18 protein-coding genes are annotated in these 26,023 nt (G+C 60.9%); 7 read left to right on the top strand and 11 right to left on the bottom strand.

The window, feature by feature from the left end; genetic code table 11:
• Positions 1–83 precede the first annotated feature (83 nt).
• On the top strand, positions 84–329 hold the full coding sequence (locus tag ACF8GB_RS12825; RefSeq protein WP_023533238.1) for a hypothetical protein: 246 nt from the start codon (positions 84–86) through the stop codon (positions 327–329).
• 45 nt (positions 330–374) lie between these two features.
• Here ACF8GB_RS12825 and ACF8GB_RS12820 read toward each other — a convergent pair whose 3' ends face one another.
• The 4 genes from ACF8GB_RS12820 to ACF8GB_RS12805 all read right to left on the bottom strand — a co-directional run bounded on the left by ACF8GB_RS12820 (position 375) and on the right by ACF8GB_RS12805 (position 4,627).
• A complete protein-coding gene (locus tag ACF8GB_RS12820; protein ID WP_058603099.1) occupies positions 375–992 on the bottom strand; it encodes an FKBP-type peptidyl-prolyl cis-trans isomerase in 618 nt (205 codons plus the stop codon).
• Between the two features lie 121 nt (positions 993–1,113).
• Entirely contained in the window at positions 1,114–1,602 is a 489-nt protein-coding gene (locus tag ACF8GB_RS12815) for a TIGR00645 family protein (protein ID WP_003247486.1), read from the bottom strand.
• Between the two features lie 91 nt (positions 1,603–1,693).
• Positions 1,694–2,032: a hypothetical protein gene (locus tag ACF8GB_RS12810; RefSeq protein WP_392527133.1), complete on the bottom strand. Its 339-nt coding sequence runs from the start codon at positions 2,030–2,032 to the stop codon at positions 1,694–1,696.
• Between the two features lie 156 nt (positions 2,033–2,188).
• On the bottom strand, positions 2,189–4,627 hold the full coding sequence (locus ACF8GB_RS12805) for a Lon protease family protein (protein ID WP_058603100.1): 2,439 nt from the start codon (positions 4,625–4,627) through the stop codon (positions 2,189–2,191).
• Between the two features lie 253 nt (positions 4,628–4,880).
• On the opposite strand from ACF8GB_RS12805, the gene ACF8GB_RS12800 reads away from it, so the two are divergent.
• The 4 genes from ACF8GB_RS12800 to ACF8GB_RS12785 all read left to right on the top strand — a co-directional run bounded on the left by ACF8GB_RS12800 (position 4,881) and on the right by ACF8GB_RS12785 (position 8,360).
• Positions 4,881–5,369: a DUF3015 domain-containing protein gene (locus ACF8GB_RS12800; protein WP_023533283.1), complete on the top strand. Its 489-nt coding sequence runs from the start codon at positions 4,881–4,883 to the stop codon at positions 5,367–5,369.
• A gap of 72 nt (positions 5,370–5,441) precedes the next feature.
• On the top strand, positions 5,442–7,295 hold the full coding sequence (locus ACF8GB_RS12795; protein WP_058638613.1) for a DUF4105 domain-containing protein: 1,854 nt from the start codon (positions 5,442–5,444) through the stop codon (positions 7,293–7,295).
• Between the two features lie 143 nt (positions 7,296–7,438).
• Positions 7,439–7,789 carry a hypothetical protein gene (locus ACF8GB_RS12790; protein ID WP_145256793.1) on the top strand — a complete coding sequence of 117 codons (351 nt, stop codon included), beginning with the start codon at positions 7,439–7,441 and terminating at the stop codon, positions 7,787–7,789.
• Positions 7,790–7,859: 70 nt separating this feature from the next.
• Positions 7,860–8,360 carry a GreA/GreB family elongation factor gene (locus ACF8GB_RS12785; RefSeq protein ID WP_058638615.1) on the top strand — a complete coding sequence of 167 codons (501 nt, stop codon included), beginning with the start codon at positions 7,860–7,862 and terminating at the stop codon, positions 8,358–8,360.
• A 72-nt stretch (positions 8,361–8,432) separates the two neighbouring features.
• Here ACF8GB_RS12785 and gdhA read toward each other — a convergent pair whose 3' ends face one another.
• From gdhA to ACF8GB_RS12770, 3 genes are all read right to left on the bottom strand, one after another.
• On the bottom strand, positions 8,433–9,773 hold the full coding sequence (gene gdhA / locus ACF8GB_RS12780) for an NADP-specific glutamate dehydrogenase (protein WP_145256796.1): 1,341 nt from the start codon (positions 9,771–9,773) through the stop codon (positions 8,433–8,435).
• Between the two features lie 297 nt (positions 9,774–10,070).
• Complete coding sequence (ettA, locus tag ACF8GB_RS12775) at positions 10,071–11,738, bottom strand: energy-dependent translational throttle protein EttA (protein ID WP_023533201.1); 1,668 nt, start codon at positions 11,736–11,738, stop codon at positions 10,071–10,073.
• 251 nt (positions 11,739–11,989) lie between these two features.
• Positions 11,990–12,388: a hypothetical protein gene (locus ACF8GB_RS12770; protein WP_078479116.1), complete on the bottom strand. Its 399-nt coding sequence runs from the start codon at positions 12,386–12,388 to the stop codon at positions 11,990–11,992.
• Between the two features lie 199 nt (positions 12,389–12,587).
• Here ACF8GB_RS12770 and ACF8GB_RS12765 point away from each other — a divergent pair, with 199 nt between their 5' ends.
• Together ACF8GB_RS12765 and glyA are read left to right on the top strand one after the other, a co-directional pair.
• Positions 12,588–16,457, top strand: a complete 3,870-nt coding sequence (locus ACF8GB_RS12765; RefSeq protein WP_196125967.1) for a bifunctional diguanylate cyclase/phosphodiesterase — start codon at positions 12,588–12,590, stop codon at positions 16,455–16,457.
• Between the two features lie 251 nt (positions 16,458–16,708).
• On the top strand, positions 16,709–17,962 hold the full coding sequence (glyA, locus tag ACF8GB_RS12760; RefSeq protein ID WP_023533265.1) for a serine hydroxymethyltransferase: 1,254 nt from the start codon (positions 16,709–16,711) through the stop codon (positions 17,960–17,962).
• Positions 17,963–18,260: 298 nt separating this feature from the next.
• On the opposite strand, the gene ACF8GB_RS12755 is transcribed toward glyA, so the two are convergent.
• The 4 genes from ACF8GB_RS12755 to ACF8GB_RS12740 all read right to left on the bottom strand — a co-directional run bounded on the left by ACF8GB_RS12755 (position 18,261) and on the right by ACF8GB_RS12740 (position 25,959).
• Entirely contained in the window at positions 18,261–18,908 is a 648-nt protein-coding gene (locus ACF8GB_RS12755; protein WP_058638618.1) for a response regulator, read from the bottom strand.
• A gap of 28 nt (positions 18,909–18,936) precedes the next feature.
• On the bottom strand, positions 18,937–21,837 hold the full coding sequence (locus ACF8GB_RS12750) for an ATP-binding protein (RefSeq protein ID WP_196126681.1): 2,901 nt from the start codon (positions 21,835–21,837) through the stop codon (positions 18,937–18,939).
• Positions 21,838–21,952: 115 nt separating this feature from the next.
• Positions 21,953–23,140 (bottom strand): EAL domain-containing protein, encoded by a 1,188-nt coding sequence (locus tag ACF8GB_RS12745; protein WP_145256808.1) that lies wholly within the window; start codon positions 23,138–23,140, stop codon positions 21,953–21,955.
• On the bottom strand, positions 23,137–25,959 hold the full coding sequence (locus tag ACF8GB_RS12740; protein WP_325943968.1) for an ATP-binding protein: 2,823 nt from the start codon (positions 25,957–25,959) through the stop codon (positions 23,137–23,139). The genes ACF8GB_RS12745 and ACF8GB_RS12740 overlap by 4 nt, the downstream gene beginning before the upstream one ends.
• Between the last annotated feature and the right edge of the window lie 64 nt (positions 25,960–26,023).

Genomic DNA, 26,023 nt, shown 5'->3' with positions numbered 1-26,023 from the left:
TTTTACCCAGATCCGCCAATTGGTTCTTGCTATTTTGATAATAAGAATTATTCTCATTGGAAAGTTATCCAAGGAGAGTAGTCATGACTTATCTGATCGATGCCTGGCTGGACCGCCCTCATCCGTATCTGCGCATTCTCCATCGTGAGACCGGTGAAGTGTGCGCGGTGCTCGAAGCAGAGGCGCTGGACGAACTGCGCGACCAGGGCGATCTGGACCTGCGCGGGCTGAATTCGAATGAGCCGGGGGTGCTGAAGGAGCTGGTGCGCAACTTGTTTCTGTTCTGCTATGCACGGGCATTGCGCCCGGTGGGAACAGACTGGAACTGACAGTTCTAGCGGCCGGGAAAGGGCCGCAACGCGGCCCCAGCGGTATTACAGAACGTCGAGCAGTTCGACGTCGAACACCAGCACGCTGTGCGGCGGGATGCTGCCGACGCCCTGGGCACCGTAGGCCAGTTCGCTTGGCACATACAGGCGCCACTTGCTGCCGGCGCTCATCAATTGCAGGGCTTCGGTCCAGCCTGCGATCACACCACCGACCGGGAATTCGGCTGGCTGACCACGATCATAGGAGCTGTCGAACACGGTGCCGTCGATCAGGGTGCCGTGGTAGTGCACACGCACCTGGTCTTCGCGCGATGGCTTGGCGCCTTCACCTGTGCTCAGCGCTTCGTACTGCAGGCCCGAATCCAGGGTGACGATACCGTCGCGCTTGGCGTTGTCGGCCAGGAACTGCTTGCCGGCTGCCGCTGCAGCCTCGGCCTTGGCGGCCGCCTGGGCTTGCATCACTTCACGGATAACTTGGAAGCTGGCCGACAGTTCGGCCTCGCTGACGCGGCTGTCTGCACCGTTGAAGGCGTCGGTCAGGCCGGCCACGATCGCGTCCAGGCTCACACCTGGCGGCGGGTTGTCACGCAGCTGGCCACCCAGCTGACGGCCGATGCCGTAGCTGACGCGGGTTTCGTCGGTAGACAGGTTGATCTCGGACATTGTCATGCTCCACTGCAGGGCGCAGCGCAGCCACGCCCTTGATGAAAAGGGCGAGCAGCCTAGCATATCGAGAGACACCTCGCTGCACGCGGCAGACCACCGCGTGCAGCTGAAGTTGTGGTCAGTGCTTGGTGAGCTTGTCCAGGTAACCCATGCAGAACGCCGAGACGACGAAGGTCATGTGGATGATGACGTACCACATCAGGTAATCGGTGGAGATGTTCTGTGCATCCATGAACACCCGCAACAAGTGGATGGACGAAATGGCCACGATCGACGCAGCCACCTTCATCTTCAGCGAGGAGGAGTCCATCTTGCCGAGCCAGTTGAGCTTTTCCTTGCTCTCGTCGATATCCAGCTGCGAGACGAAGTTCTCATAGCCGGAAATCATCACCATGACCAACAGGCCGCCGACCAGCGACATGTCGATCAGCGACAGGATCACCAGGATCAGATCGGCTTCGCTCAAGGCGAAGACGTTGGGCAGAACATGGACCACTTCCTGGAAAAATTTCAGCGCAAGGGCCAATAGGCCCAGGGACAGGCCGAAGTAGATGGGGGCGAGCAGCCAGCGGGAGGCATACATCGCATTTTCGAGAATACGTTCCATGGAGGATGGGGACTCGTAGGTGGCTGGAAAAACGACCGCGAGTATAGCCAGCCGCCTCATGCAGCAAAAGCTGGATGACTGCCCAGCCTTTTCAGGTCTCAGGATGAAACTGATAATCGCCGAGGTTTTTGGTGCGCTCGACGCTCATGCGCCGCAACTGCGCCTGCAGGTGCAGGCACCAGATGGGCGGGTCTTCGTTGAGCTGATACCCGTGCAGAGTCAGGCTGTCGACGATGGCATTGAGTACGGACTCGGCCACTTGCGGCCCGTGAAACGGCCCCTGGGCCTTTACCGCCGAGGGTTGTTCACCGGCCATGCCGGCGGCGAACAACAATGTCCACATACCGGTATCGCCAGCCAGGGGCCGAATGCTGCATTCGATGCGGGTCACAAGGCCCAGGCACTGACGTGTAAGGCTGAGGTTGCGCATGGCCGCGTCCTCTGAAAGCTCTGTTCAGCCCTGCGAATGGGCTGTCTTCATCCTGAACATTGATAGCGTCCTTGGTTCAGCATAGAAGAGCGCCAGCAAAAGATGGAAAACCGGCGCCGAACGGTAGCCATTGGCCGCCAGCGCCGGTTTATTGACTCAAGCAGGTTTAGCTTGCGCAATTACCTCTTCAAGACGTTCCTTCTCCGCCTTTTCGATATCTTCCTCGCTGATCATCTCGGCAATCTCGCGCAGCCGTTCGACCACGCGCGCATTGACGCTGCCTTCGGTAAACTGCCCTTTCTCGTCAGGCACACCCGCCTCCTCACCTACCAGCAGGCTCAGTGCCTCATCTGCCTGGCTGACCGCATACACGTGGAAAGTGCCGCTCTCAACCGCCTGCAGCACCCGTTCGTCGAGCATGAGCGTGGCCACGTTGGCACGTGGAATGATCACCCCCTGCTCACCGGTCAGGCCACGGGCTTCGCAGAGCCTGAAGAAACCTTCGATCTTCTCGTTCACACCACCGACCGCCTGCACTTCTCCGAACTGGTTGATGGAACCGGTGATCGCAAAGCACTGCTTGAGCGGGGTGCGCGAGAGGGCCGAGATCAACGTGCAGGCCTCACCCAGCGAGGCGCTGTCGCCGTCCACGTAACCGTAGGATTGCTCCAGAGCGATGCTGGCCGAGATCGCCAGCGGGAATTCCTGGGCATAGCGACTGCCCAGGTAGCCGGTCAGGATCATTACCCCCTTGGAGTGGATGGGCTGGCCCAGGTTGACCTCGCGCTCGATGTCGACGATACCGCTGCCGCCCGGGTACACGGTGGCCGAGATACGCGCGGGCATGCCGAATGCCGAGTCGCCCACCTCCAGCACGGTCAGGCCATTGCATTTGCCGATGGCCGCGCCCTGGGTATCGATCAGAATGATGCCGGCCAGCATATCGTCCAGCACCCGCTGCGAGACCCGCCCGGTGCGCGTCGCCTTGGCCTTGAGTGCACGTTCGATATGGCCAGCATCGGTCATTTCGTCGTTGGCCAGCTGACGGATGAAGTCGGCCTCGCTGACCAGCTGGAACAGATCGCCGATCCGGGCCGAGAGCCGTGCCTGGTTTTCAGCCAGTCGAGCGCTGTAGGTGGCCAGTCGGGCTACCGCGTCGCTGGTCAAGGGCGCCATGCCCTCCTCGTTGGTACGGGTGCGCAGCAGTTGGGCGAACTGCTCCAGATTCTCGTCGACCATGGGCATGTCTTCGTCGAAGTCCACTAGCACCCTGAACATCTCCTGGAAGTCCGGGTCGTGGTCCTGCAGCGCGTAATACAGCTGACGCGAGCCGATGATCACCAGCTTCACGTTGAGCGCAATTACCTGCGGGGTGAGGCTGACGGTTGCCACCCGGCCCAGCTCGCCCAGGGGGGACTCCATCTTGAGCTTGCGCGATTGCAACGCGCGTTTGAGCGCATCCCAGACAAAGGGCTCGCCCAGCATCTTCTCGGCTTCCAGGATCAGGAAGCCACCGTTGGCCCGGTGCAAGGCCCCTGGACGCAACTGCCGGTAGGAGGTGTAGAGCGCGCCCTGGTCGGTGCTGTACTCGATGCGACCGAACAGGTTGTCGTAGGTCGGGTGCGGCTCGAACACCACCGGCGCCCCGCCGTCATGATGATGGCCCACGACCAGGCTGGGTGCGTACTGCTCTTCGAGCATCTTGCGCGCCACGGCGTCAGTCTTGCTGTCCTCGACCAGTTGCTCGACCACCGTGCGCAACAGGTTCAGTTGCACCGATTGCAGGTAGGCACACACAGCAGCGTTCTCGGCGTACTTTTCCGACAACGGTGCCAGCAAAGGCTCAAGCGCCAGGGTGATGGTTTCTTCGTTGAGCTGACGCAACTGGTTGTTCGATTCACGCTTCCATTGCGGGAGGCTGGCCAGCTCTTCGTTCAAACGCTCCTCGAGCAGGGCGATGTCTTCGTGAAACTGTTCGCGCACGTGCTCAGGCAACTGGGCAAACTCAGCCTCATCCAGAGCCTTGCCGTCTGCCATCGGCGTGAAGGCCACGTTGCTGGCATCGCGGTACAGGGCCACGTCCTTTTCCAGCGAAGCGCGCTCGATCACATCCAGGGCGCGGTCGTAGCGCTGGTTGAAGGCGCGGTCGATGGCGCCTTTTTTCTGCTGATACGAGGGGTGCTCGAACACGGCCGGGAACGTCGCCAGCAAGTTGTCGATCAACCCGTTCATGTCGGCGATGAAGTCCCCGGCACTGCCCGATGGCAATTCCAGGGCTCGCGGCTCGCGGGTGTCGTCGAAGTGATTGACGTACAGCCAATCGGATGGGGTCTGCTGACGCTTGCCCTCGGCCTTGAGGTAGCGTTTGACGAACGAGAAGCGGCCGGTACCGGGCTCGCCCATGACGTATACGTTATAGCCGGGGCGCGGCATGGCCACGCCGAATTGCAGGGCCTCGACAGCACGCTCCTGGCCCAGTACGCCGCGGAACGGCTCCAGATCGTCCGTGTTGGTGAAAGCAAACTGCTCGGGAGAGAAACGCCGGGTGAGGGCTTCAGGCGCAAGACGCAGGCGCGCAGCGACAGGATCGGGCATTGGGTTTCCTTACTTCGGCGGGGCAGATACGCAGCATTCTGGCGCTGCCTGCGCGCGGGTTGCAAGGCTCCTGGGGATTTATGTCGCAGGTGCGACGGTGTCTTGTACAAGCAAATTTTTCGCAATCAGTAACGCAACCTTTGGAACATGCCTAAACTCCAACTTGCGCGGGTGGGTGAAATGCTTTCCCGACCTGGCACCCGAGTTGCCAGAAACCTGACCCTTGGTTTAAGTCAAATAGAGAATAAATGCTATGAAACGGATTCTTCTGGGTACTCTGTTCACCGTCGCTTCGCTCAACGCCATGGCCGACGCGCCAGGCGGCCCGAACTGCGGCTGGGGCAACATGCTGTTCGAAGGCCAGCGCGGCACTCCGGCACACTTCCTGGCTTCCACCACCAACGGCACTTCCGGTAACGCCACTTTCGGCATGACCTCCGGCACCAACGGCTGCTCCACCAAGTCTGCACTGACCTACGGCGGCAAATCGTGGTTTGCCATGAACGGCATGATGAACGAGCTTTCCGAAGACATGGCCATGGGTCAGGGTGAAGCACTGACCACCTACGCCGTGGTACTGGGCGTGGCGCCGGAAGACCGTGCGCACTTCGCATCGGTTACCCACGACCACTTCAACCAGATCTTCAGCAGCGCCGACGTCAATGCTGAAACCGTGCACAGCAACACCCTGGCCGTTCTGAAGAACGACCCACGCCTGGCCAAGTACGCTACCGAAGCCTAAACGCGCGTTTCCCGCCCCGGTTCCGGGGCGGGTCTCTCTTTCTTCGGCATCGTCTGGAAGTAGTTGCCCGATATGCTCAAACGCCTTGCCTCTCTGGCGCTGTTGCTCTGCGCCCCTGTTCATGCTGCGCCGATGCTGGATCAAAGCCGTCTCCAGCAGTTGGCCAGTACCCCCTACTGGATTGCTTTGGGCCATTACGAAACCGGCAAGCTCGGTGGCTGGCGCAGCTACGTGGATGATGACGCCTTCTTCCTTGCCCAGGATGGCGCACACCATCCGGACCGAGAGCTGAAAGCGACTGTACAGGCGCTGTATGCCCCGGCAAGCCTGGGCGACAAGCACGCCCAATGTGTATTCCCGGCCCGTACACGCTGGCTCAAAGAGCAACTTGGCCTACAGGATTTGCCGCAACCCCAGTGCCAGGAATTCAAGACCTGGTACCAGTCGATCGACCCGCACAGCGCCGCGTTGATCTTCCCGGCTGCATACCTGAACAGCCCCTCGTCGATGTTCGGGCACACGCTGCTGCGCATCGACCAGTCCACTACCCGCAGTGACGACACCACGCTGCTCAGCTATGCGATCAACTTCGGCGCGTACATCGAAGGCAGCGACAACAGCATTCTGTATGCCTGGAAAGGGTTGGCCGGTGGCTATCCCGGGCTGTTCGCGCTGATGCCCTACCAGGAGAAACTGTCGGAATACCGCAGCCTGGAAAACCGCGACCTGTGGGAATACCAGCTGGACCTCACGCCAGAAGAAACTGGCCGCATGGTCGAGCACGTCTGGGAACTGAAACAGATTCAGTTCGACTACTTCTTCTTCGACGAGAACTGCTCCTATCGCCTGCTGGAGTTGCTGCAGGTGGCTCGGCCAGGCCTGGACCTGACCTCGCAGTTCCCGCTGACCGCCATACCGACCGACACCGTGAAGGCGGTGAAGCAATCGGGCTTGGTCGCCAGTGAAATCTACCGGCCATCACGCGAACGCGAACTGCTGGCGCGTGCTGAGCCACTGGACCATGACGAGAAACGCCAGGTGCTGGCTGTAAGCGCCGACACGGCGCAATTGCAAAGCCCCGCATTCAAGGCACTGCCCCGTGAGCGGCAGGCCTTGGTACAAGACGCCGCCTACCGCCTTGAGCGCTACCGAGCCAATGGCCAGGAACGTGACCCCGGCCAAGCCAAGCGCAGCTTCGAATTGCTACGCGCGATCAACACCAACCCGCCGCCGCCGTTGGCCATCGAGCGCCCGGGCTTGCCCGAGGACGGCCATGATTCGCGGACCTGGCAATTGGGTGTGGGCACTCGCCAAGACCGCGCCTATGCCGAGTATGGCCTGCGCATGGCCTACCATGATCTCAACGACAACGCCTACGGCTTCCCATTGGGGGCGCAGATCGAGATCCTGCAACTGAAAGTGCGTCAGTACGAAGGCAATGACTGGCAAGTGCAACGCCTGGACCTGGCAACCATCCGTTCGCTGACACCGCGCAACGAACTGCTCAAGCCTTGGTCGTGGCAAGTGGCCGGCGGCCTTGAGCGAGTGCCGGGCAAACACGATGACGAGGTGCTGGTGAGCCACGTCAATGGTGGCGCCGGTGGCACCTGGCAGCTGGGTGATGACCTGCTGGGCTTTGCACTGGGCACGGTCCGTGTAGAACACCACAACGACTTCGCGCAATTCATCGCGCCTGCCGCAGGTTTCAATGGCGGGCTGCTGTGGCGCAATGGGCTTGGCAACATGACGCTGGAGGCCAAGGGCGATTACTTCACCAATGGCGAGGTGCGCCGAAGCGTCAGCCTGAACCAGCAGTGGGAAATCAGCCAGAACCTGGGGCTGCGCCTGAGTGCCTCGCGCCAGTTCAGCCACCTGTCCACAGCGCAGAACGAGGTGATGCTGGAAGTGAAGTGGTATCACTATTGATGGGCTGGTTTGTTGCGAAAGTGTTCATGTTTACAGCGGAACTGCGGCCAGTGGCCCGCCTCGACCAGTCTTTGACACGGTTTTGACAGCACGCCCACAACTGGCCTTCTAGACTTTACCTCGATGGCATGAGGGCAAGGTCTATGGGGCGGTTCTGGTGGGGTCTGTGCGTGGTGATGCTGCTGTCGGGGTGCGAAACGACTCACGAGCAGATGCTTGGCCAAGGGTTTCCCCCTGCCTACGCCGATGGCTTCGAGGACGGGTGCAGCAGCGGCCGTCAGGCCGCGGGCGTGCCGGCGGGTGATTTCCGCAAGAATGTGCCGCGCTATCTTCAAGACCGGCAGTACGAGGCTGGCTGGGACGATGGCTTTCGCCAATGCCAGGCCATGCAGGAGCGCGCCGAACAGCAGCGCTACCACGAGCGTTTCTGGGACGAACGGGACCGTCAGTGGCAGCAGGAGAAAGACCGCGGCGCCGCCCGCGCCTGGCGCTGAAGGTGTCGCAGCTGGACATCGCTTGAAACCCCTCCCCTGCCATGATGGTCTTCTGCACAAGGAGGCACTCATGAGCCGAGCATTCGTCAACGAAGACCAAGCCGCCGCCCAGGCCGACCAACCGGTCGAGCGGCGTGTCAGCGACCAGCGTAATTACGTCACCGCCAACGGCCTGCGCCAGCTGCAACGGCGCCTGACCGAACTCAATACGTTGCGCAGTGAATTGCAGGCTCAGGGCGAGCGTGCCGACAAACAGCGGTTAGCCGAAGTCGAGCGGGATCTGCGGTATTTCGCCGCCAGGGTGCAAAGTGCCCAGGTGGTGCCGGCAGCTCTGTCCACCGAAAAAGTGCAGATAGGCAGCCGCGTCAGGTTCATCGACGATCAGGACCAGGAACACTTGGTGTGCCTGGTTGGGGAAGATGAGGCTGACGCGGCACGTGGCCTGATCAACTGGGGATCACCTCTGGGCAGGGCCTTGCTGGGCGCAGCCCCGGGAGATGAAGTGACATGGCGCCGGCCTGTCGGTGAACAGGCCATCGAGATCATCGAGATCGAAGCGGCGGGCCAATAGCCCACCGCAGCCGGCCCGGCGAGGCCGCTCAATACCCGAGTAGCCGGCGATGGGCTGCGAAGCCTCACCCAATCAGACGACCCCCTGGGCCAGCATTGCATCAGCCACCTTCACGAAGCCCGCAATGTTGGCCCCTTTCACATAGTTGACCCGGCCATCGTCCTGCTCACCAAAGTGAACGCAGGCGTGGTGGATCGACTGCATGATGCCATGCAGCTTGCTGTCCACTTCGCCGGCAGTCCACAGCAAGCGCATGGCGTTCTGCGACATTTCCAGGCCCGACACCGCAACGCCACCGGCGTTGGACGCCTTGCCGGGCGCATAGAGGATGCCCGCCTCGAGGAAGATGTCCACAGCCGCCAGGGTCGTCGGCATGTTGGCGCCTTCTGCAACGCAGATACAGCCGTTGGCCAACAGCGCCTTGGCATCCTCGATGTCCAGTTCGTTCTGCGTCGCGCATGGCAGCGCGATGTCGCAGGCCAGGCTCCACGGCGTCTGGCCCTTGCGGAACTCCAGGCCGAACTCCTCGGCCAGCTCGCTGATGCGGCCGCGCTTGACGTTCTTGAGGGTCATCACCGCTTCCCACTGCGCGTCGGTGAGGCCCGCTTCGGCGTACAACGTGCCTTCGGAATCGGACAGCGAGATCACCTTGCCCCCCAGGTCCATGACCTTGCGCGCCGCATACTGCGCGACGTTGCCCGAACCCGAGATCGCCACGCGACGACCGTCGATGCGCTGGCCCTGGCGCTTGAGCATCTCCTCGGCAAAATACACACAGCCATAGCCCGTGGCCTCCGGACGAATCAGGCTGCCGCCATAGGTCATGCCCTTACCGGTCAGCACGGAGGTGAACTGGTTGGCCAGACGCTTGTACTGACCGAACATGTACCCAATCTCACGGGCGCCTACCCCGATATCCCCGGCCGGTACATCGCAGTCGGCGCCGATGTGACGGTACAACTCGCTCATGAAGGCCTGGCAGAAGCGCATCACTTCGGCGTCGCTCTTGCCCTTGGGATCGAAGTCAGACCCACCCTTGCCACCGCCCATGGGCAGTGAGGTCAGGGAATTCTTGAAGACCTGCTCGAATGCCAGGAATTTCAGAACACTGAGGTTCACCGAAGGATGAAAGCGCAGGCCGCCCTTGTAAGGGCCAATGGCGCTGTTCATCTGGATACGGTAACCGCGATTGACCTGGACCTTGCCCTGATCGTCCACCCACGACACCCGGAACAGCACTGCACGCTCAGGCTCGACCATGCGTTCGAGAATGCCCGCTTGCAGGTAGTGCGGGTTGGCTTCCAGAAAGGGCCACAAGGTGCGCAGCACCTCTTCGACAGCCTGGTGAAACTCCGGTTGGCCAGGGTCCCGCTGTTGCAGGCGTGCAAGGAAATTGTCGACGGATTCGATCATGGTAGACATCTCACCAAGAGGATTGGACTTATTGGTTTTTCCCGAATGTACCAAGAAGCAATTGCCCTGCAACAGGGCGAAATGTCGTTTTATTGAAATAATTTGGTGCGTTTTATGTAAATGTATACAAACCCTCGGGAAAAATGGGGGCGATCGTTCAACCATCACACGCCAGATCCCAGGCGCCTGAAGGTCTGGCGTAGGCTCTCACGACCTACCGAAAGAATCGCGCCAGTTGTGCTACACGCACGAAAATGGGGCCTCTGAGGGCCCCATTTCTGTGCAGCAAAATCTGGCTTATTGCGCCAGCTTCTTGTGCCGCACACGGTGCGGCTGTGCAGCGGCGTCGCCCAGGCGCTTCTTGCGATCGGCTTCGTACTCGGTGTAGTTGCCTTCGAAGAACACCACGTTCGAGTCGTCCTCGTACGCCAGGATGTGAGTCGCGACGCGGTCCAGGAACCAACGGTCGTGGGAAATCACGATAGCGGCGCCGGGGAAGTCCAACAGTGCCTCTTCCAGGGAACGCAAGGTTTCGACGTCCAGGTCGTTGGACGGTTCGTCGAGCAGCAGGACGTTGCCGCCCTCTTTCAAGGTCAGCGCCAGGTGCAGACGGCCACGTTCACCGCCCGAGAGGTCCTTGACGAACTTCTGCTGGTCGCCACCTTTGAAGTTGAAGCGGCCCACGTAGGTACGCGACGGGATTTCGTAGTTGCCGATACGGATCATGTCCGAGCCGTCGGAAATCTGCTGGAACACGGTCTTGGCACCGTCCAGGTCCTCGCGGCTCTGGTCGACACAGGCCAGTTGCACGGTTTCACCGATCTCGATGCTGCCCGAATCCGGCTGTTCCTTGCCCATGAGCATGCGGAACAGGGTGGATTTACCGGCACCGTTACCCCCGATCACGCCCACGATTGCACCCTTGGGCATGGCGAAGGACAGGTTGTCGATCAGGACGCGGTCGCCATAACCCTTGGTCACGTTCTTGAATTCGATGACCTTGTCGCCCAGGCGCGGACCGGCCGGGATGTAGATCTCGTTGGTTTCGCTGCGCTTCTGGAATTCCTGCGACTGCAGTTCTTCGAAACGCTGCAGACGTGCCTTGGATTTGGACTGGCGAGCCTTGGCGCCTTTGCGCACCCACTCCAGTTCTTCCTTCATGGCCTTTTCATGGGCGCTTTGCTGTTTGGATTCCTGGGCCAGACGGTCGGACTTGGCTTCCAGCCAGCCCGAATAGTTACCCTCATAAGGAATACCAGCGCCGCGGTCGAGTTCCAGGATCCAGCCTGCGACGTTGTCGAGGAAGTAACGGTCGTGGGTGATGGCCACCACGGTACCGGGGAAGTCGTGCAGGAAGCGCTCGAGCCAGGCGACCGAGTCAGCGTCCAGGTGGTTGGTCGGTTCGTCGAGCAGCAGCATGTCGGGCGCCGACAGCAGCAGACGGCACAGGGCGACACGGCGCTTTTCGCCACCGGAAAGGTGCTCGATGCGTGCATCCCAAGCCGGCAGGCGCAGCGCGTCGGCGGCCACGTCCAGCTGGCGTTCCAGGTTGTGCCCGTCGGCGGCCTGCAGGATGGATTCGAGCTTGGCCTGCTCGGCAGCCAGCTTGTCGAAGTCGGCGTCCGGCTCGGCGTAGGCCGCGTAGACCTCGTCAAGGCGCGCCTGGGCGTCCTTGATGACGCTGACGGCTTCCTCGACCACCTCACGGACCGATTTGCTCGGGTCCAGCTGAGGCTCCTGGGGTAGGTAGCCCACGTTGATGTCAGGCATCGGACGGGCTTCGCCGTCGAATTCCTTGTCGACGCCCGCCATGATCCGCAGCAGCGTCGATTTACCCGCGCCGTTGAGGCCCAGCACGCCGATCTTGGCGCCAGGGAAGAACGACAGGGAAATGTTCTTCAGGATTTCCCGCTTCGGCGGCACGACCTTGCTCAGCCGATGCATGGTGTAGACGTATTGAGCCAAAACCAAGCCCTCTAATTCAGATAGGTAAAGACATCGACGATCGCCCCAGCGGGTCGGCCAGGGTCGGGTGTCGTTGAACAAAGTGGACCATTCTACGCCAACGCGCAGTATTTGATAGGAGGCGCCGAGCGCAACAACGCGCCGGCATCACGGCGCTGTACACGCCTGGATCTGCCGGCGGTGCAGGCTTGGAACGGTCGTCGAGCAGCAGCGATCATGCCCTGCGGCCGCGCCTGGTGAGCAGCCCTTGCTCAGACGTGACGCTGGCGCACCTTGCCCCGTGGCAGTCGGCAACGGTCGCCTTGCTCGGCCAGGCGCGCCGCCCAGGCGGACTTGACGCAGAACCCGCCCGAGCGCGCAGGCTGCGCAGCGCCGACACGGTTATCAGAGGTGCCGGACGTGACCGATGCCGCCGTCGGCGCATGTGGGGCGGCGCCAACCACTGCAGCTGGGACGGGAGCCTTGGCAGACTTGCGCAGCTCGGCCAGCGACGGCGCCTTGCTTTTGGTAGAAGTGGCTGCCTCGGGCTTGGCCAGTGAGCGCTGGCACGATTTGCAGGACACGTCCTCGGTCACGGCAGAGCTGACAAGGGTCTGACTGCTGCGCCCACAGGCGGAATCGAGGCCATTGATGGAAAAATGAGTAACCAAAACCGAACATCTCCCAAGCATTGTCATGTAAAGCGGGCGGTATTCTCGCACAGCAGGCATGCGCTTGCCGAATAGGGGCGGTCAGAAGCATGAATGGCACTGGCACTTTGCCATAATGCGAGGCATGCTAGCCGGTTTCGAGTGGTCGGCTTATAGTGCGCCACCGCGCATCGGTTACCTCATAAAAAAAGCATACGCCATGCCCGCCCCCTCCCTGCCATCGCCAGGCCCATCGCAGGATCGACGCTTGATCACACTCACTCCACCGCCGTCATCGCGTAGCGTGTCCAAGGCGCCCGCTGCCAGCCTGCGCGGGTCGATCAAGGGTGCGCTGGCATTGCTCGCCCTGATTCTGCTCGGGCTGCTGCTATGGCAGCTGTTCGCGCAGTTCAGCCTGACCCAGGCCGAACTGCGCAACAAGCGCCTGGAAGACACGACCGAGCTGGCGGACCACCTGGGTCTGAACATGGCGCTCAAGGCACAGCAGGCCATCAACCTGCTCCAGCCCTACCCAACCGTGGCGGCATCGGCAGCTGGGCCCCTGGTGGTCACGCTGCGCGAGCGAGTGCCTGCGCTGCGCAGCGTGGTCTGGATAGACGATGCCGGGCAGATCGTTGCCGACAGTGCACCTGCCAGCGACGACCACGCAGTCATCGGTGAGGTGCTGAGGCTCAACCAGGAGCGGCCGTATTTCTTTACCAATGCGCCCAGCAACGCCAACGTGTACCTGTTGCTGAGCCAATCACCAGGCCAAGGCCATTGGCTACTGCGCTTGTCGCCTGATTATTACCGCGCCCTTACCGGCCACCTGCACGAAGCTGACCATCTGCTATGGCTGCTGGAAAACAGCCGTACAGGCGAGGTGCTGCAACGCGACCTGGCCGCCGAGCGCCCCGACGCGCCCTTGCAGAGCGTCATGCTGGCGTTCATCGACAACAGTGCCTGGCAACTGCGCGGCCTGTTCGACGCTGACCGGGCGCGCAATGACCTGCTGCCTGCCTTGATAGGCAAATGCCTGCTGGTGCTGTTCTGCGCCCTGCTCCCAGTGCTGGCGCTGGTCAACATGCGCCGCCGGCAGCGGGCCTTGCAGGAAGACCGCAGGCGTTATCAGGAGATCTTCGAAGGCACAGGTGTGGCCCTGTGCGTGCTGGACCTGTCCAGTTTGCCCGGCCAACTGGACCGCTATCACGTGCGCAACCGCGCCGCGCTCAAGCACAGCCTGATGCTGGACCCTCACCTGCGCCGCTCGCTCCTGGCGCAACTGAAGATCACCGAAATCAACCAGGTAGCGCGCCAGTTGCTTCAAATCGAAGACCACCAGCAGGCCTGGCAGCGCCTGATCGACGACAGCGGTGACGGCCAGGACAGCGTTGGCATGCAACTGCTCGAGGCCTTGATCGACCAACGCCCGTCCCTGGAGCTCGAAGTGCGCCTGCCTGCTCCGCATGGCGACGCACTGCACTTGTGGCTCACAGCGCGCCTGCCGCAATTGCGCCGAAACTACCAGGCCGTGATCCTCAGCATCAGCGACATCACCAGCCGCAAGAAGGTGGAGCTGTCGTTGCTCGAGCGCGAGCGGTTCTGGTCGGACGTGGTGCGTACCGTACCGGATCAGCTCTACGTCCAGGATATCCACAGCCAGCGGATGATCTTCAGCAACCGCCACCTAGGCCAGACGCTGGGGTATGACCGCACGGAACTGGCCCGCATGGGCGACCGCTTCTGGGAGCTGCTGCTGCACCCCGAAGACGCCGCGCATTACCAGGACCTGCGCCAACAGCAGCTCGACAACGGCCATGACTTGCCGCTGCACTGCCAGCTGCGTTTCCGGCACCATGATGGCAACTGGCGCTGCTACGACATACGTGAGCAAGTGCTGGCACGTGACGCCGACGGCCGGGTGACGCGCATCATCGGTGTAGGCAAGGACGTGACCGTACAGATCGAGGCGAGCCAGTCGCTGCGCGACAGCGAACAGCGCTATCGGATGCTGGCCGAAAGCATCAGTGACGTGATCTTCTCCACCGACAGCCAGCTCAAGCTCGACTACGTAAGCCCCTCGGTGCAAAGCGTGCTGGGCTATCACGCCGACTGGATCTTCGCCAACGGTTGGCATTCGATCATCGCCAACCCCGCCCAGCTCACGGGCATCTACGGGTTGATGGAGCGGGTAAGCAAGGCGATGGACGACCCGGCTCAACTGGCCGAACTGCGTGGCCAGTTGCCGACCCAGCTGTTCCTGTTCGACTGCCTGCGCGCCGACGGCCGCAAGATCCCCATCGAGTTGCGCCTGGTACTGGTCTGGGATGACGACCAGCGTTTCGAGGGTGTACTGGGAGTAGGTCGCGATATCAGCCAGCAGCGCCGTGCAGAGAAAGACTTGCGCATGGCCGCGACGGTTTTCGAGCACTCGACCTCGGCCATACTGATCACCGACCCTGCCGGCTACATCGTGCAGGCCAACGAGGCATTCAGCCGGGTCAGCGGCTACGCGGTCAGCGAGGTGCTGGACCAATTGCCGAGCATGCTGGTCATGAACGACCAGCAGCAGGCGCACCTGCGCTACATCCTCAAGCAGCTCAACCAGCGTGGCAGCTGGGAGGGCGAGGTGTGGCTCAAGCGCCGCGATGGCGATCACTACCCGGCCTGGGTAGGCATCACTGCCGTGCTGGACGATGAAGGCGACCTGGCCAGCTACGTGTGCTTTTTTACCGACATCAGCGAGCGCAAGGCCAGCGAACAGCGCATTCACCGCCTGGCCTACTACGACGCCCTCACACACCTGCCCAACCGGACGTTGTTCCAGGACCGGCTGTATAACGCCCTGCAGCAGGCCGAGCGGCAGAAGGCCTGGGTGGTGTTGATGTTTCTGGACCTGGACCGTTTCAAACCTATCAACGACTCCCTTGGCCACGCCGCGGGCGATCGCATGCTCAAGGACATGGCGCTGCGCTTGCTGGCCTGCGTGGACGAGGACGATACGGTCGCGCGCATGGGCGGCGATGAATTCACGCTGCTGCTACAGCCTCGGCCTACCCGCGAGCTGGCGTTGAACCGCGCCATTCACGTGGCCGAAAACATTCTCGGCAGCCTGGTCAAGCCGTTCGTGCTGGAGAACCGCGAGTTCTTCGTCACGGCCAGCATCGGCATCGCACTCAGCCCGCAGGATGGCGGCGAGTTGAGCCAATTGATGAAGAACGCCGACACCGCCATGTATCACGCCAAAGAGCGCGGCAAAAACAACTTCCAGTTCTACCAGGCCGAGATGAACGCCAGCGCCCTGGAGCGTCTGGAACTGGAAAGTGACCTGCGCCATGCCATGGAGCAGAACGAATTCATTCTGTATTACCAGCCGCAATTTAGCGGCGACGGCAAGCGCCTGACCGGTGCCGAGGCACTGCTGCGCTGGCGGCACCCCACCCGCGGCCTGGTGCCACCGGGCGACTTCATTCCCGTCATCGAAGAACTGGGCCTGGTGGTGGACGTCGGTGATTGGGTGCTGCGCGAAGCCAGCCGTCAGCTGAAGGCCTGGCACAAGGCCAAGGTGCGTGTGCCGAAAGTGTCGGTCAACATCTCCGCGCGCCAGTTTTCCGATGGTCAGCTGGGTACGCGGATCGCCAACATCCTGGAAGAAAGCGGCCTGCCACCGGCGTGCCTTGAGCTTGAGCTGACCGAAAGCATCCTGATGCGCGAAGTGAACGAAGCGCTGCAGATTCTGGCCAGCCTCAAGAACCTGGGCCTGAGCATTGCAGTGGACGATTTCGGGACCGGCTATTCTTCGCTCAACTACCTCAAGCAGTTCCCGATCGATGTGTTGAAGATCGACCGTACCTTCGTCGACGGCTTGCCCGAAGGTGAGCAGGATGCGCAGATCGCCAGGGCGATCATCGCCATGGCCCACAGCTTGAACCTGGCGGTCATCGCCGAAGGCGTCGAGACTCATGAGCAACTTGAGTTCCTGCGTGAGCACGGCTGCGACGAAGTACAGGGCTACCTGTTCGGACGACCGATGCCGGCGCATCAGTTCGAGGCACAGTTCGCCAATGAGACGTTGTTCATGTTCAATTGAGCCGCCCTTGACCCTGCCTTCGCGCTGCGGTTGAAACGGCAGCGAGGCCTCTCACGTCTGGTCGCGCACCACACGCAGGCAACGCCAAAAACCGGACCTGAAAGTCAACTCGAATGCCCGCCCAGCCCAGCAACGGCGCGGGATGCAACATGAGCCCCACTGGTCCGCGACTTGATGCCACTTCATATGCCAGCGGCGGGTCAATGGGGTAGAATGCCCACCCACTTCACCCCCGATCCTTGAGGACCGCCATGTTCAGCCGTGATTTGACCATTGCCAAGTACGACGCCGAGCTCTTCGAAGCCATGCAGCAAGAAGCCCTGCGCCAGGAAGAGCATATCGAGCTGATCGCCTCGGAAAACTACACCAGCCCGGCCGTCATGGAAGCCCAGGGTTCGGTACTGACCAACAAGTACGCCGAAGGCTATCCAGGCAAGCGCTACTATGGTGGCTGCGAATACGTCGACGTGGTCGAGCAGCTGGCCATCGACCGCGCCAAGCAACTGTTCGGTGCCGACTACGCCAACGTCCAGCCGCACGCCGGCTCCCAGGCCAACGCCGCTGTCTACCTGGCCCTGCTGTCGGCCGGTGACACCATCCTGGGCATGAGCCTGGCCCATGGTGGTCACCTGACCCACGGTGCTTCGGTCAGCTCGTCGGGCAAGCTGTACAACGCCGTACAATACGGCATCGACGGCAACGGCCTGATCGACTACGACGAAGTCGAGCGCCTGGCGGTCGAGCACAAGCCGAAGATGATCGTTGCCGGTTTCTCGGCCTACTCCCAGGTACTGGACTTCGCCCGCTTCCGCGCCATCGCCGACAAGGTCGGTGCCTACCTGTTCGTCGACATGGCGCACGTGGCGGGCCTGGTCGCCGCCGGCGTCTACCCTAACCCGGTGCCCTTCGCCGACGTCGTCACCACCACCACGCACAAGACCCTGCGCGGCCCGCGCGGCGGCCTGATCCTGGCTCGCAAGAACGAAGAGATCGAGAAAAAGCTCAATTCCGCGGTCTTCCCAGGCGCCCAGGGTGGCCCGCTGGAGCACGTGATTGCAGCCAAGGCCATCTGCTTCAAGGAAGCTTTGCAGCCAGAGTTCAAGGCCTATCAGCAGCAAGTGGTGAAAAACGCCCAGGCCATGGCCAGCGTCTTTATCGAGCGTGGCTTCGACGTGGTATCCGGTGGTACCGAAAACCACCTGTTCCTGCTGTCGCTGATCAAGCAGGACATCTCGGGCAAGGACGCTGACGCGGCCTTGGGCAAGGCGTTCATCACCGTCAACAAGAACTCGGTGCCGAACGACCCACGCTCCCCGTTCGTCACCTCGGGCCTGCGTTTCGGCACCCCGGCCGTGACCACTCGCGGTTTCAAGGAAGCCGAGTGCCGTGAGCTGGCTGGCTGGATCTGCGACATCCTCGCCGACCTGAACAACGAAGCGGTGATCGACGCCGTGCGCGAGAAGGTCAAAGCCATCTGCAAAAAGCTGCCGGTGTACGGCAACTGATCGCTGATCGCTAACTGGAAAGCCCGGCCAGGTGCCGGGCTTTTTTGCATCCTGCGTTAGGAACCCGTTCCGGTTATCCCCTGTGCGCATCAGCATAGATTTCTGAGTTCGTCCCTGAAACATTGGAGGCATGCGATGACCCACAGCGTGGAGACTCACATACGCGTCTAGCGGTAACACGTTTAATCTGGTCCAGCAGGAAGCTGGGCTTGTTGCGATGCGTGTCCAATCGTCTGCATGCCTGTGCTGACGGCCACGCACCCGCTTTCCAACTCCCCAAGCCAGGCACAGACCCTGGCTATTGGAATTGCCTGGATTCGATACAGTAAGTCAGCAAGTCCTGGTCACTGTCGACATTGAGTTTGCGCATCGCCGACACCTTCTGCGCGCTGACTGTCTTGTTGCTGCGCGACAGTTGCCGGGCGATATCACCTACGGTCATCCCAGTGACAAAGAGCCGGATGACCTCGAGTTCTCTGGGGGACAGCTGATTGAAGCGTGCCTCGACCTTCACGGCTTCGCGCACCACGGATGTGGGTGCCGGCAATGGGCTTCGGTACCGCCGCCGCTTGCGGATGGCACTCAGCGCTTTTTCGATTTCATCATGCAGGTGATTTTTCTGAATGACCCCTGCCACACCCAGTTCCTGAAGCCGGGACAGAATCAACCCGTTAGAAATCATGGTCAGAATGATGACCTGGGTGTCCGGGAAGTGACGCAAAATGTACTCGATAAGTTTGAAACCATCCCCGTAGGTGCAATCCCCTGGCATATTGAAGTCGGTGATCAAGGTGCGAGGGTTGTGCAGGCGCAGTTGATCGATCAATTCAGATGAGTTGGTGGCTTGACCGACGACTTTATAACGCCCGATGCGTTGAATGACTTCACGCACCCCCAGCAGAACGATGGGATGATCGTCAGCGATGACAACCTTGTGATGAGGCATGCAGAAATACTCCAATAGGGGACAAGGCTCATCCGGGAATCTCGTCTGACAAGCGTTGCGCGACCTGGGCAAGCCGCTCGCACAGCGCACGGACTTGCCCGCCCAGGCGTGCGTCCAGCGGCAGTTCCTGCAACATGTTTTCCAGTCGCTGGCATGCGGTGTACAACGCGGTCGCGTTGATGCTGGCCAATGCACCGCTCAAACTATGCAACCGTTGTTCGACCAGAACTGCATCGCGCTCGATCACCCCCTTTTCCAACTGTTCGATGTCGCTTGCCAACGTCTGGGCAAGCAATTGGCGCATGGGCTGGGACAATTGAATCCAGCCTGAAAAATCCTCACTGCCCGGGTCGGTTGCAGCCTGGGTACCAGTCGATCCAGGGCAGTGGTTCATCAGTACCTGCCGCAGTGCACCAAGGCTCAGAGGCTTGACGATCCATGCGGTCATACCCGCTTGCAGGCAACGCTCACCTTCTTCGCGCAGCGCATTGGCGGTGATGCCGATGATGGGTACGTCCACGCCTGCCTCTCGCAGCGTGCGGGTCAGCGCGTAGCCGTTCATTTTGGGCATGTTGATGTCGGTGATGACCATGTCGAAACGCTTGGCGTGCCAGAGTTGAAGTGCCTGGTGGCCATCAGCCGCGACGGTTGGGTAAGCCCCGATGGCTTCGAGCTGCTCACGCATGACCGCCTGGCTGACTGGGTTATCCTCAGCCACCAAAACGCTCAACTTCAATGGTGCAGACGGCGCCTGCGACCCCTCTTTTTGCACAGGCACCACGGTCGACGAGGAGGCTACAACGGGCAGGCGTATGAACAGTGAGAAGCTGCTCCCAAGGCCAGGCTCACTGACCACGCGCATGGTGCCGCCCATCGACTCACTCAAGCGTGAACAAATGGAAAGCCCGAGCCCGGCACCTCCTCCTTCCTGCCCTGCCGATACCTGGTAGAACGGTTTGAACAGATGCTCCAGGGCCTTTTCGGGAATCCCTTTTCCGGTGTCCGTCACCTGCCATTGCAATAACACATCCTGATCGCCGCGCTCTTGAACGATCAAGCGCAGGCGTACGCGTCCAGAGGGGGTGAACTTGATCGCGTTGCCTAGCAAGTTGTGTAGGATCTGCCTGATCCGCCCGGCATCCCCTTCTACCTGTGCAGGCACATGGGCGTCTATTTCAGCTTCAAGCTGCAGCCCTTTACTTTGAGCTGTGGCTTCGAAACTGGCCTGTGCGTCGTCGACCAGCTGACGCGGATCGAAAGCGGCATGCTCGAATGCCATCTGCCCAGACTCGATCTTGGTCACATCCAGAACGTTACTGATCAGCTGGAACAGCACTGTCGACGAGTTTTCGATGATTTGCAGGTAATGCCGCTGGCGCTTACTGAGCTCGGTCAGCGAGAGCAGTTCAAGATTGCCCAGCACACCGTAGAGCGGGGTTCTAATTTCATGGCTCATGGTGGCCAGGAAAACGGTCTTGGCCTCATTGGCAGCCGTTGCACGCTGGTGGGCCTGGTTGAGCTGCAATTGCTCGTCGACGTGGCGGGTGATGTCATTGCAGCCGCAGAGGAACACGTCTTCTCCGTCGTAACGGGTAGCGACCGCCACCACCTGGACGTAACGCCCGTCTACCTGCAGGCACAGTTCGCCCGGCGCCTGGTCGCCGTGGTTATCGCGCAGCAGTTGAAGCACCGCTGCGGTAACGCCCAGTTGTACTGCGCACTCGTTTTCCAACAACACCCTGTGATCGTGGCGCCTCACGACGCACAGCCCGACTGGCACGTTGTGGAGGATGATGCGGCTAAAAGCCTCGCTTTCCGCCAGCCGGATTTGTGCTCGTTGAGCGGGCCTGACGATGCGCGACTTGTACCAGTGATTGACCCAGAGCCCCAGCAGGATCGCAGCGATGATTGTCAGCGCCAGGCCAAGCAGCGGCCATTTGGCGTAGCGCAGAAAGTCCCCGTAGCTGATGGCATACAGCCCAGTCCACGCGTCTCCCGACGACGACATCATCTTGAAACGCAAGCCGCTCCGGTTGAAGCTCAGGCCAAGCGGGGCCAGATCACCCTTGCCGCGCTCTCCCATCAAGACCTTGCCATCTGGGGAAATCAGGGTGAACTGGTTGTAGACCGATAGCCTGAGCACACGCTCGAATTCATCGACCTGCTCCGTATCCATTACCGCAGCCAAAACCATTTCCCTATCGCCCGTCGCACTCGGCTTGAGGGTGTGCTCGGGCGCCAACTTCAGAAGCGCGACCATGCGCAGGTTGTCGTTGTAAAGGCGTGCTGGCGCTCGCACCCAATGGACACGCTGGTCGGGCAGCACGTCGGGTTGAGCCAGCAAGTGCACCAGGCGATCGACCACGGTTACATAATGGCGAGGCAGCAGCGGCTGATGTTGACGCTGGTCGCCAGCAGCGGGCACGGCAATGCTTGCGCCCGCTCCCCGTTCGAGCACGAACAGTTGTGGCGATGCGTAGAACGAGCGGGCCCAGAACCCCCCGTAGTAGTCGGTCAGACGCAACCCCAACCCCAAGGCGCCGCGTATTTCCTGGTCCCGGAAATCGCCGGTGTAGGCCAGGGTGAAGGGTAAGGAGAGTTCGAATCCCTTCGCCTTGAGCAGTGTCTTGCCGTCGATGCTCGTTGAATCGAGCATTGTGACACCCTGCTCCACGGGTGGAGGAAGCTCGCCACCGGCTGGCATGCTGTTGGCCAGATTCTGCAGGAAGATCTCGTGCTCATGGATGATTTCGATCACCCGGGCAAAATGCAGCTCCAGCCGCTGCTGCTCCGATTCAAGCAGGCGCGACACTGCCCAGTAACACGTACTGGACAACAGCAGCATGAGCCCGCTGAGCAGCAGGATTGCCTTGTTCAGGCGCTGAGAGCTGCGCGCAAGTTTGTCCATGCGCAAGCTTGCATTTTTCATGGTGTTGATCGTCGACATCACTCTATGAAGGTGAGAGTGCTCCAACAGACACAAAATTCATGCCATATAGCGACATATTTACGTAGCTGAAACGTTTATTCCAGCATCCGATTCTTTATTCAACGCTCTGCCCGTTTAGCAAATAGAGCATGTTGTCTCGGTCCACGGCTGGAGAGATGATGAACCCCTGCACCTGGTGACACTGGGCCTTGCGTACAACTTCCAATTCCTCTCGCGTTTCAACACCTTCTGCTACTGTCACCAGCCCCAACGCGCGCCCGAGGTGGACGGCACTGGCCAAGGCGATGGCCATGTCGGGGTTGCATGCACAACCACTGACCAAGGAGCGATCAATCTTCATTTCGGTGAAAGGCGTGGAGATCAGGTTGGAATAGGAACTGTACCCTTTGCCGAAATCATCCTGTGCCAGGCCGAAGCCCATCATGCGCAGCCGGCACGTCCCTGCAAAGTAATCGCTGGAGCGCCGGGTGGTCGACGTTTCTGTCAACTCGAAGGTGATGGTCCTGGGGTCGGCGCCTCGTCCTCGAACCTTTCGGTGCAGCGTGTCGACCAGATCGGGACGGTCCAGCAGGTGCGTGGGCAGATTGATCGAGACCGGTAGCCTGTATCCTTCTGCGGCCCAAAGCGATTGAGCGCTAAGCGTTTGCTCAAGCATGTTGCACAGCAGCGGCAAATCAAGCCTTGCAGCCTCCAAATCGGGCAGAAATGCCCGCGGCAGCAAGAGACCTTCGGCTGGATGCAGCCATCTGGCCAGGGCCTCGGCACCGACGATCCTGCCGTCGAGCAGGGATTTCTTGGGCTGAAACCACGCCTGTATCTCGCCCGCCTGCAGTGCACGGGTAAGCGCGCTGGCCGAATGACCACCGGAACAGGATCGAGGTTGCAAGTGGCCTTGAGCGCAGGCGCTATCCATGTAGCGACGCAGTGCAGCGACATGATGCGCCTGCACGGGCTTGCTGATCATGCCGGCCAGGCGAATACCGAGGTTCTCGGCGACCTTGCCAACGCCGGCGAGCACGCGCGCAGAAGCCGCGGTCATCAGCCCCAGCGCCGGAGGCGTCGGTAGCAGGCTCATCTTCTGGATGAACTGTACGCCGTCCAATTGCGGCATCATCAGGTCAGTGACGACAAGGTCGTAGGCCTGGTTGCGCAACTGCTCGATCGCCAGGTTGGCATCGGCTTGCAGCGCGACGTCGAACCCACCGACGGACCGGAACAGCTGTGCCAGGTGCTGGTGTTGAAAGGGGTGATCCTCGACGATCAAGACGCGATAGATCATCAGGCCGCGCCCTTACGGTACGGCAGCAGGCACTGGTAGAGCGCGTGCAACGTGAAGGGTTTGACCAGAAACTGGTCCATTCCGGCGCCCAGGCAACGCTCCGCCTCATCGAGCATGGCGTTGGCGGTTGCGCCCACAATGGGGATGGCATGGCCCTGTTGCCGCAGGTGCTGCGCCAGCTGGTACCCGTTGATCCTGGGCATGTTCACGTCGGTCAGCACCAGGTCGAAGACTTCCTTCTGACACAGCGCCAGCGCTTGCTCGCCATCATTGGCAAGAGTGACCGTGCAGCCGAGCTTCTCCAGTTGATCCCGCAGGATCAGCTGGTTGATGACATTGTCCTCAGCCACCAGCACATGAATGCACAGTTTGGTTTCGATCATTGCTTGACGGGCTGTGGCGCTGTGTCGGGCCTCGATGCCCTGGGCCTGGCTCACCGCCTGGTTAAGGCACTGAAGATTGTTCAGCCCCACCTGCCAGTATTGAGTCGAAGGGCGAGAAAGCGCGTGCTCATCGGCGCAGGCCAATACCAATGGGCCAGGCCATTGCCTGATGACAGCCGAGCTGGCAGGCCCTGGACATAACTCGACCAGTACGATGCCCGGCTCATGACGGACGTCCGGCACGCCAATCGCCTGCGCCCGGGCACCCCAGCGACGCAGCCACCCAGCGGCATGATCGGCCAGTTCGGGAACAGGTGAATAAACCATCACGCCTTGGTTGAGCAAAGGCTGGGCCCAGCTCTGATCTTCATCGAGCGCCAATTGCCCGAGCGGCAGCGTGAACGAAAAGCTGCTGCCCAGGCCCGGCTCGCTGAACACACGAATCGACCCGTTCATCAACTCGACCAGCCGCTTGCAGATGGACAGGCCCAGGCCGGTCCCTGCCACCGTGTTGGTACTGGGACCACTTTGAAAGAAGGGCTCGAACAGGTGCTGCTGGTCCTGCTCGGGGATGCCCTGCCCCGTGTCCACTACCTGCCAGCGCAGCATCATGCGCTCCCCTTCGACCCCAACCAGGTGAAGCCTGACCATGATTCGGCCACTGCGGGTGAACTTGACCGCGTTGCTGAGCAGGTTGCCAAGAATCTGGCGGGTACGCGTCGTGTCGCCCAATACCTGCTCAGGAAGCTGCGGGTCCATGCAGCTGAGCAACTGCAACCCTTTGGTGTGCGCAGCCCCCATATAGCCCTGCATAACGTCCTGGGTCAGCTCGACGGGTGAGAACGCACTGACTTCCAGCGCCAGTTGCCCGGCCTCGATCTTGGACACATCCAGCACATCGCAGATCAGCTGCAGCAAGGTGGCCGATGAGCCTTCGATGGCATTGAGGTACCCCCTTTGCTGGCTATCGAGGTGGGTGCGCGAAAGCAGTTCGAGCGTTGCAAGCATGCCGTAGAGCGGTGTGCGGATTTCATGGCTCATGGTGGCCAGAAACAGTGTTTTCGCTTCATTGGCAGCATCGGCCAGCGCCCTGGCCTGTTGCAGCGAAAGCTCGGCGGTTTTTCGTTCGGTGATGTCGCTGAAGGCGCAGATCAGAACATCTTCGCGTCGATAGCGGGTAGGTGCATAACTCAGACACAGGTGACGACCATCGGCCATTTGCAGCTCTTCTGTGCAACTGGTCTGCGCAGGCTTGCCAAACGCACGGGTAATCCAGTCCTGACAGGCTCGGGTTCGCTCATCGCCCATTACAAGCCACTGCTCGCTCAGCCGATTGGCCAACACCACCGCACCGTCACGACGACGCAATACACACAGCGCAACCGGGGCGGTGCGGATGACGGCACTGCTAAACGCTTCGCTTTCGACCAATGCCTCGATTCGAGCAGCTGCCGGGCGGATGAGTCGCAAGTCGACCCGGCGGACCAGCCACAGCATCAGCAGTGTGACGGCGACACTGATCAATACTGCCAGCCCGAACGGCAGAATCAGCACTGGGACGATAGAGGCCAAGGGTGTGCTGTAGATGATCTGCCAATCCGAATGGTCGAGCTGTTTGCGAATGCTCAGGCGGTCTGGGAGCCAATAGCCGCCTTCCCAACCGAAACCATCATCCACGTGCGTTGCCGTATGGCGCTGGGAAGTCAATTGCTGCTCGCGGTCCTTGCTGGCGATGATCTGGCTTGCACTGTCGACCAGCTGGAATTCACCCGCCTGCTCATGGCGCAACGCTGCCACCAGCTGCGGGCCCTCTACTTCAAGCCCCAGCCAACCTGAAGCGCGGTCGCGCTCATCCATGGCAATGAAAATGTAGAGCGAGGGCGGTTTATCGTCTCCAGGGTCCGCCAGCCAGATTTGCTCGTTTCCTGGTTCGCCAGTCGATCCGCGCAGGCGTTGCAGCACGGCGCTGGGAACCTGGGGTGGGACCTCGGGCCGGCTGTAGAGCCACTGCACCGACGCATCCAAAGCGTGCGGCACGTATACCAGGTTGGTCTGCTTGGTGCGCAAAAAATCCAGCATGCGCGGCGTCAGCCACAAGCTCCAGGTACCGCTGGGCTGACGGAGAACAATATGGACTTCCTCGCCCGGAATGTAAGTTTCGCTATCGCTGGCAGTGGCAGCGTGCTTGACCGTCGAGAGCCCCAGCGACTTGAGCAAGGTCTGACGGCTGACAAAGAAATCCTGGGCGTTGAAGATGGCCTCGTTCATGTACCTGCGCCGGGACGAAATCTCCTCGTTCAGGGTCATGCGCATGTAACCGTAGGCGCCGACATAGACACCCGCTACGAGGGTGATCGCAAACAGGCGTAGAAGATTACGCGCCGCAATAGGCGTTGACAGGTTCCACTGGGCGGCAGGTAACAGGTTGGCTAGCTTCATGCAGCCAGCCTAGGGGCGGCACCGACAGACCTGAATAGGACGAATCTCAATCTGGCGATACGCC

The organism is Pseudomonas sp. xss_4, assembly GCF_043104125.1.
Classification (GTDB): domain Bacteria; phylum Pseudomonadota; class Gammaproteobacteria; order Pseudomonadales; family Pseudomonadaceae; genus Aquipseudomonas; species Aquipseudomonas parafulva_B.
The sequence above is the reverse complement of the archived record's forward strand: the minus strand, read 5'-3'. Positions and strand labels throughout refer to the sequence as shown.

Excerpts from the sequence above, each read along its gene's own strand:
- ACF8GB_RS12795 (WP_058638613.1), top strand. The coding sequence starts at position 5,442 with ATGCTCAAACGCCTTGCCTCTCTGGCGCTGTTGCTCTGCGCCCCTGTT.
- ACF8GB_RS12765 (WP_196125967.1), top strand. The coding sequence starts at position 12,588 with ATGCCCGCCCCCTCCCTGCCATCGCCAGGCCCATCGCAGGATCGACGC.
- gdhA (WP_145256796.1), bottom strand. The coding sequence starts at position 9,773 with ATGATCGAATCCGTCGACAATTTCCTTGCACGCCTGCAACAGCGGGAC.
- ACF8GB_RS12815 (WP_003247486.1), bottom strand. The coding sequence starts at position 1,602 with ATGGAACGTATTCTCGAAAATGCGATGTATGCCTCCCGCTGGCTGCTC.
- ACF8GB_RS12810 (WP_392527133.1), bottom strand. The coding sequence starts at position 2,032 with ATGCGCAACCTCAGCCTTACACGTCAGTGCCTGGGCCTTGTGACCCGC.
- ACF8GB_RS12755 (WP_058638618.1), bottom strand. The coding sequence starts at position 18,908 with ATGCCTCATCACAAGGTTGTCATCGCTGACGATCATCCCATCGTTCTG.
- ACF8GB_RS12820 (WP_058603099.1), bottom strand. The coding sequence starts at position 992 with ATGTCCGAGATCAACCTGTCTACCGACGAAACCCGCGTCAGCTACGGC.
- ACF8GB_RS12825 (WP_023533238.1), top strand. The coding sequence starts at position 84 with ATGACTTATCTGATCGATGCCTGGCTGGACCGCCCTCATCCGTATCTG.
- ACF8GB_RS12790 (WP_145256793.1), top strand. The coding sequence starts at position 7,439 with ATGGGGCGGTTCTGGTGGGGTCTGTGCGTGGTGATGCTGCTGTCGGGG.
- ACF8GB_RS12785 (WP_058638615.1), top strand. The coding sequence starts at position 7,860 with ATGAGCCGAGCATTCGTCAACGAAGACCAAGCCGCCGCCCAGGCCGAC.
- ACF8GB_RS12750 (WP_196126681.1), bottom strand. The coding sequence starts at position 21,837 with ATGAAAAATGCAAGCTTGCGCATGGACAAACTTGCGCGCAGCTCTCAG.
- ACF8GB_RS12805 (WP_058603100.1), bottom strand. The coding sequence starts at position 4,627 with ATGCCCGATCCTGTCGCTGCGCGCCTGCGTCTTGCGCCTGAAGCCCTC.
- glyA (WP_023533265.1), top strand. The coding sequence starts at position 16,709 with ATGTTCAGCCGTGATTTGACCATTGCCAAGTACGACGCCGAGCTCTTC.
- ACF8GB_RS12800 (WP_023533283.1), top strand. The coding sequence starts at position 4,881 with ATGAAACGGATTCTTCTGGGTACTCTGTTCACCGTCGCTTCGCTCAAC.
- ACF8GB_RS12740 (WP_325943968.1), bottom strand. The coding sequence starts at position 25,959 with ATGAAGCTAGCCAACCTGTTACCTGCCGCCCAGTGGAACCTGTCAACG.